Annotated in this window: 2 tRNA genes and 1 rRNA gene; all 3 read left to right on the top strand. The window is 50.3% G+C overall.

Going from position 1 to position 465, the window contains the following annotated elements:
• Positions 1–55, top strand: a 16S ribosomal RNA gene (locus Xmir_RS27770); the annotation flags it as partial.
• Between the two features lie 67 nt (positions 56–122).
• Positions 123–199 (top strand) — tRNA-Ile (locus Xmir_RS22380).
• A gap of 59 nt (positions 200–258) precedes the next feature.
• Positions 259–334: transfer RNA gene (locus tag Xmir_RS22385), tRNA-Ala, on the top strand.
• Positions 335–465 lie beyond the last annotated feature (131 nt).

The raw sequence follows: 465 nt of genomic DNA on the forward strand, positions 1-465 counted from the left end.
GGTGAAGTCGTAACAAGGTAACCGTAGGGGAACCTGCGGTTGGATCACCTCCTTAACCTGAGATAGTGAAATGCTGAGTGTTCACACAGATTGTCTGATAAAGAAAGAGACGGTATCGGTCTAGGCTTGTAGCTCAGGTGGTTAGAGCGCACCCCTGATAAGGGTGAGGTCGGTGGTTCAAGTCCACTCAGGCCTACCAGTTTTGCTTGCCCCGGGCGGCTAAGCGAATGGGCGGCAATAACCGATAACGTAATCGATGGGGCTATAGCTCAGCTGGGAGAGCGCCTGCCTTGCACGCAGGAGGTCAGCGGTTCGATCCCGCTTAGCTCCACCATCCTCTCTTTCCTGCAAGGATACGATTTCAGAATGTAGCGGATAAGTCCGGTATATTGTGAAATCTTTGCTCTTTAACAATCTGGAACAAGCTGAAAATTTGAAACAATCAGTGTGGGTTGCAAAACCGCA

Source organism: Xenorhabdus miraniensis, from assembly GCF_002632615.1.